We start from the raw sequence: 5,089 nt of genomic DNA, 5'->3' as shown, positions 1-5,089 counted from the left end.
GGGCACGCGTGCGGCGCTATCGAAGATCCACCCCGGCACGCGGCCCGGCGAGAGTTTCACCATCCAGCGCGCGCCGCTGCGCAGGTCCATGAACGGGAACTCGGGCTGTGTCGGGCCAACCAGTTCGTCGCCCGCACCGATCGCCTTGGCATAGGCGAGCGTGGCGTGATTGCCCGAGAGCACCAGATGGTTGCCGTTATCGATGGTCGCGTTCAGCTTGATGTCGAAGTACGAACGGCAGCGCCCGCCTGCATGCGGCGCGGCTTCGTGCAGCACCACTCTTGCACCCCGGCGCTGCAACTGGACCGCTGCGGCAAGGCCGGAAAGCCCCGCGCCGATGACATGAACGAGACGCGACATCAGAAGATGTTTCGCGCGACGATCCACAGCAACCGCGAACGCGGCGTTCGGACGCGGCTGCGCGGCAGGTCGAAGCCACGCTTGAGATTAGCTTCGAGAATCGTGCGATACGCGCCCGACATGATGCGCGGGGCACGCGTCTGCGCACGCGGCGCAGCGGCCATGATGGCGTCCGACTGTTCGTAGTGCGCGCGAGCCCGCTCGGCGAGCGTCAGGCAGACTCGCGGCAAGCGCGCGTCGTTGACGATCGAGTTGACGTCGGTGCTTGAAATGCCTTGCTGCGACAACAATTCGCGCGGCAGGTACACGCGCCCGATACCCGCGTCTTCGTCAATGTCGCGCAGGATGTTGGTCAATTGCAGCGCGCGGCCGAGGTGGTGCGCGAGGCGTCTTCCCGCGTCTTCCTGCATCCCGAATATCCTCACCGATAGCCGTCCGACCGCGCTCGCCACGCGGTCGCAATACAGGTCGAGCGTGGTTTCGTCGGGCGCGATGATATCGGCGGCTGCGTCCATCGCCATGCCGTCGATCACGGCGTAAAAATCATCGCGCGAGAGGTGAAACGCGGTGATGTTCTGCGTGAGTGCTACGAGTCCCTCGCGTGGCTTGCCGGCGTAGCAGGCGTCGATCTCAGTGCGCCATTGCTCGAGCGCGCCAGCACGTTCGCCGCGTGGCAGGTCACCGTCGGCTATATCGTCCACCGCGCGGCAAAAAGCGTAGATCTGGTACATCGCGTCACGCTGCTCGGCCGGCAGGATGCGCATGGCGAGATAGAACGAGCTACCCGACGTCACTTTCGCGGCGTCGGGGACAGGATCTTCAGCGATCAGGTTGGAAACGGCCAAGACGAACTCCGCTGTGGCGCCCCCAAGGGCAGGATTGAATCGGGCGCCGGGCGTGGGCGGCTTCGCGAAAACAACTGAAGCCCAGCCAAACGCGGCGCGAACCGGCTTCGGATGGCGGTCAAGCCATGCCGGAAGCGGCAAAAATTATATCAATGTTTGCGGGGGATGATGTCGGTGGCGCCCTCTAGGCGAATCCCACCGACCGATTACGGCCTTGCCGTTTGGCCGTATACAACGCGGCATCCGCTTCGTTAATAAGCGCTTCATACGAAGAGGTGATGTCGAGTCGGGCCGACGCTCCACCCACGCTCGCGGATACCGGCACGGGCGTGCCGTTCACGTCAATAGGCGTCTGGCAGATCGCGATGCGCACTTTTTCCGCCACGACCATGGCTTCCGCGAGCGCCGTGCATGGCAGCAGCAACACGAATTCCTCACCGCCGAAACGACCGAACAAATCCTGCGCGCGCACGGCCTTCGCGACGCGTTCAGCCATCACGCGCAGCACAGTGTCGCCGACCAGATGGCCGAATTTATCGTTGATGGCCTTGAAGTGGTCGAGGTCGAACAGGAGCATCGACATCTCGCCGCCGTAGCGTTGCCAGCGCGCGAATTCGTCGCGCAGACGCAGCTCGAAATATCGCCGGTTGGCAATACCCGTCAGGCCGTCGCGATCGGCGAACTGCTGGAGTTGGGTCACAGCGTCGTCGCGGGAGCGCTGCATCATGCTCGCATGCGTGACATCGGAAATCGTGACGCACACCGCCATCACCTCACGCTCGCGCGTAAGCGGCATGAAGGTGCAATCCTGTTGCATGTAGTCGACGCCGCCCGTGATCGGCCGGTCGTGATCGAACTTGAAGAGATACGGTCGCTGTTCCCACGAACTGAACGCAAAGCTGCCGAGCTGGAACACGCTCTCGACCTTGCGGGTCAGCCACGCGCGCGGCAGTTCGGGGAAGCTGACGAAGATCGGCTTGCCGATCACCTGCTCCGCCGTCTTGCCGCTGTGATCCTGCATGAACCGGTTCCACATGACCACGTTCAGGTCACGATCGAGCACGAAAATACCGAAGCCAACGCGCTCGATGACCAGTTCGCTCAGGACGTGCTGCATCTCCTTCATAGGCTCGACAACAGCGTGTCAAGCGCCTCGTTCAGATGCAGGAACGAGTCTTCGGCCATCAACATGACAAGGTGCGCACGAAAGCTGTGGTCTTCGAGCGCGAAATTCACTTCCAGCAGCAGCGCCGTTTTCCACGCGATCGATGCCGGGTGGAAGACGTCTTCAAGCGCCATGTCCACCCCGAGCATGCCCGGCGGCGAGAAGATCGGCGCGCGGCCGAGACTGTCCAGGATGCAGGAAACGCATGCGCCCATCAGGACGGTCGCGACATCGAAGACGAGTTCGGTCTGACTGGCGGCCTCGTACGACGACTTCGTGTACGGATCGTCGACCAGCGTGCATAGCTGCGTCACGCTGCTGCTGCGGCACAGCACGATCGCCTCGCCCTTGATGTCCGAGCGAAAACCTTGCCGCACGGCGGTGACGGTGTCGGTGATGCCGGTCATCGTGCGCAACGTCTCCGACGCCTGCTTCACGTCGACCACCATCACGCGAGGCACCGACAATTCGATGAACGTGCCCAGTAGCTTCGAGAGCCGCGTGGCGGCCTGCCCCATCGCCATGTTCGCGACTTCCTGAAGCGCGTCGCGCTGGTCCTCACTGAGCGCGAGCCCAGGCGAAGCACCCAATGTAGGCTCAGACATAGAGGCCATACTCCTTCAGGACAGGCAGCAACGCCTCGGGCGTCACCGGTTTTGCAAGGAACGCAGCCGCGCCGAGCGCGCGCACGCGCTCCTGGGCGAGCGGCTGCACGTCGGCCGACACCACGATCACGAAGACGTTCAGGTCTTCGTGCTGAAGCGCGTCGAGCACTTGATAGCCGGTCATGTCGGGCATGGTGAGGTCGAGGAACATCACCGCCGCGCGCCCCGCCCGATAATGCTCCAGCGCCTCATGGCCGTTGGTCGCATACGCAATGTCGACGTCCCAGTCCTCAGGCAACGCGCGCGTCAGTACCTTGCGTGCGAGGAGGGAGTCGTCGGCTATAACAATCGGCAGGGCCATGAGCTGTTTCGGATAAGGTTTTATCGGACGCGTCGATTGGGAAACTGCGGGTGCGTCGTTACCGTGTCATTCGCTAGTTAACGACATACCCGCATCAATCTTTACCCGACTTCAATGCGGGATTGATGATCCACCACGCGCTCTTACTTAAAAAGGCATACGCAAACGATTACGTGCAGCAATAGCGGTTGATAATGTCCTCATTAGAAGCCGAAAAAAATTTAGACGATTTATTCTGATTTGCCCACGCAAACGTTTTAATCGCATTTCTATTGGCTGGCCCTGCGCATGAACGAGGTCTCGCGCTCGCGCCGACAGGAGCATGTGCCCATTCGCGTGAACTTGAAAGCATGACGGGTGTATTACCTTGATGATAATCAAGAAGCGCGATCGCGCCGGCAACAATTACGAAACCACGTTACGGAAGTCGGTAACTCCGCCCACATTGTTCCAGGTATTCATTTAAGACAATCGAAGGCGCCGCGAATCATACGCTTACAATATCCCGCGTGGGTCGGTAAAAACCCTTCTTCTAACAAGCAATCGCCCGCGACTTGGTGCATATTACGACACCGGCCGCGACAGCTTGAACGCGACTTTACATCGATAGTCGTGCCTGTTATTGCACGTCATGGTCCTCGTGCGAGAGCTTTGCGCAACGGCCGGATGGCACAGCGCTCGGCCAAACCTCACCCGGATGACATTCAGTCATGACGCCGCATCAAGACGACTCTGGCGCCGACCACTGGCAAAGCAATACGCCCTGTCCGCCTGTCCCGGAGCGCAACTTCGCCGCCCAGCGCGTCACGCTGCGGGGCTTGCTGGTCGCGGCTATCGTGTTGCCGTGCCTGTACGTCGTGGTCATGTCGTTCACTGATCTGAAAGCGCGTGAAGCCGACGCCGCCGATATGGCCGCCCGGAACGCCCGCGTCGCCGAAGAGCACGCGCTGAAGGTTTTCGATTTGAGCCAGACGCTCAACGCGCGGGTGCTCGACCTGATCGAGGGCGAGGATGACGCCACGTTGCGTCGCTATGAAGCCAACATTCACGAAAAGCTAAAAATGATGGGCGGGGGCTATCCGCAGGTGGCATCGGTCAGCATTTTCGGGGTTGACGGCCGGCTTGTGGCGACCAGCCGGCTGTTCCCCGCACCGAATTTGTCGATTGCCGATCGCGCCGACTTCATCGGTCTCCGCGACAACCCGATGCTCGAACAGGTGTCGCGCGTGATGACGGGGCATGTCGGTGGCGAAAGCGTGTTCCACACCGCCGAACCGCGCAAGACGCTCGATGGCCGCTTTAGCGGAATTGTCTCGATCGCATTGCGTCCGGCCTATTTCGGAACGTTTTATCGTGAGTTCCTCGGCGAAGACTCGACGGTCTCGCTCGGCTTGACGCGCTCGGACGGCGCCGTACTCGCCTGGTATCCGCCGCGCCCGCCCGACCGGATGGAACTCGCGCCCGCGTCGGCCCTGCGCCGGGCGTACGTCAGCGGCAGTCGCAGCGGCGTCTTGGAGATGAGGTCGGCGGTCGACAACGAAATGAGAATCGTCGCGTATCGGCGCGTGGGGAGCTATCCCGTGTATGTATCGAGCGGATACCCGGTCGCGACCATCTGGGCCGCCTGGTACCGCCACGTGGCCGTCCTGATGCTCTCGATGTTCGCGCCCTGCATCGTTCTCTGGGGTGTGATCGGCGTAGCGCTGCGCCGTCTCGCGGCGGAGGAAGAGGCGTGGGAGCGCTGGCAGGCAGA

At 61.8% G+C, this 5,089-nt stretch carries 5 protein-coding genes and 1 pseudogene; 1 reads left to right on the top strand and 5 read right to left on the bottom strand.

Annotated elements, in window-relative coordinates; all coding sequences use genetic code 11:
• From WCA53_RS10855 to WCA53_RS10835, 5 genes are all read right to left on the bottom strand, one after another.
• Positions 1 to 360 (bottom strand): FAD-dependent oxidoreductase (locus WCA53_RS10855; protein WP_423909072.1); only part of this gene is annotated, 360 nt, incomplete at its 3' end.
• Positions 360 to 1,205 carry a presqualene diphosphate synthase HpnD gene (gene hpnD, locus WCA53_RS10850; RefSeq protein ID WP_423909067.1) on the bottom strand — a complete coding sequence of 282 codons (846 nt, stop codon included), beginning with the start codon at positions 1,203 to 1,205 and terminating at the stop codon, positions 360 to 362. The genes WCA53_RS10855 and hpnD, both read right to left, overlap by 1 nt.
• A gap of 184 nt (positions 1,206 to 1,389) precedes the next feature.
• Positions 1,390 to 2,331, bottom strand: coding sequence for a diguanylate cyclase (locus tag WCA53_RS10845; RefSeq protein WP_423909062.1), 942 nt, complete (start codon positions 2,329 to 2,331; stop codon positions 1,390 to 1,392).
• Positions 2,328 to 2,975, bottom strand: coding sequence for a chemotaxis protein CheC (locus WCA53_RS10840; protein WP_423909059.1), 648 nt, complete (start codon positions 2,973 to 2,975; stop codon positions 2,328 to 2,330). Before WCA53_RS10840 ends, WCA53_RS10845 begins: the two co-directional genes overlap by 4 nt.
• Positions 2,968 to 3,336: a response regulator gene (locus WCA53_RS10835; protein ID WP_423909056.1), complete on the bottom strand. Its 369-nt coding sequence runs from the start codon at positions 3,334 to 3,336 to the stop codon at positions 2,968 to 2,970. The genes WCA53_RS10840 and WCA53_RS10835 overlap by 8 nt, the downstream gene beginning before the upstream one ends.
• 710 nt (positions 3,337 to 4,046) lie before the next feature.
• Here WCA53_RS10835 and WCA53_RS10830 point away from each other — a divergent pair.
• Positions 4,047 to 5,089: pseudogene (locus tag WCA53_RS10830) on the top strand (hybrid sensor histidine kinase/response regulator); the annotation flags it as partial.

The sequence above is a fragment of the Caballeronia sp. genome, from assembly GCF_049581465.1.
GTDB lineage: Bacteria > Pseudomonadota > Gammaproteobacteria > Burkholderiales > Burkholderiaceae > Caballeronia.
This window is presented reverse-complemented; position numbering and strand designations above follow the sequence as displayed.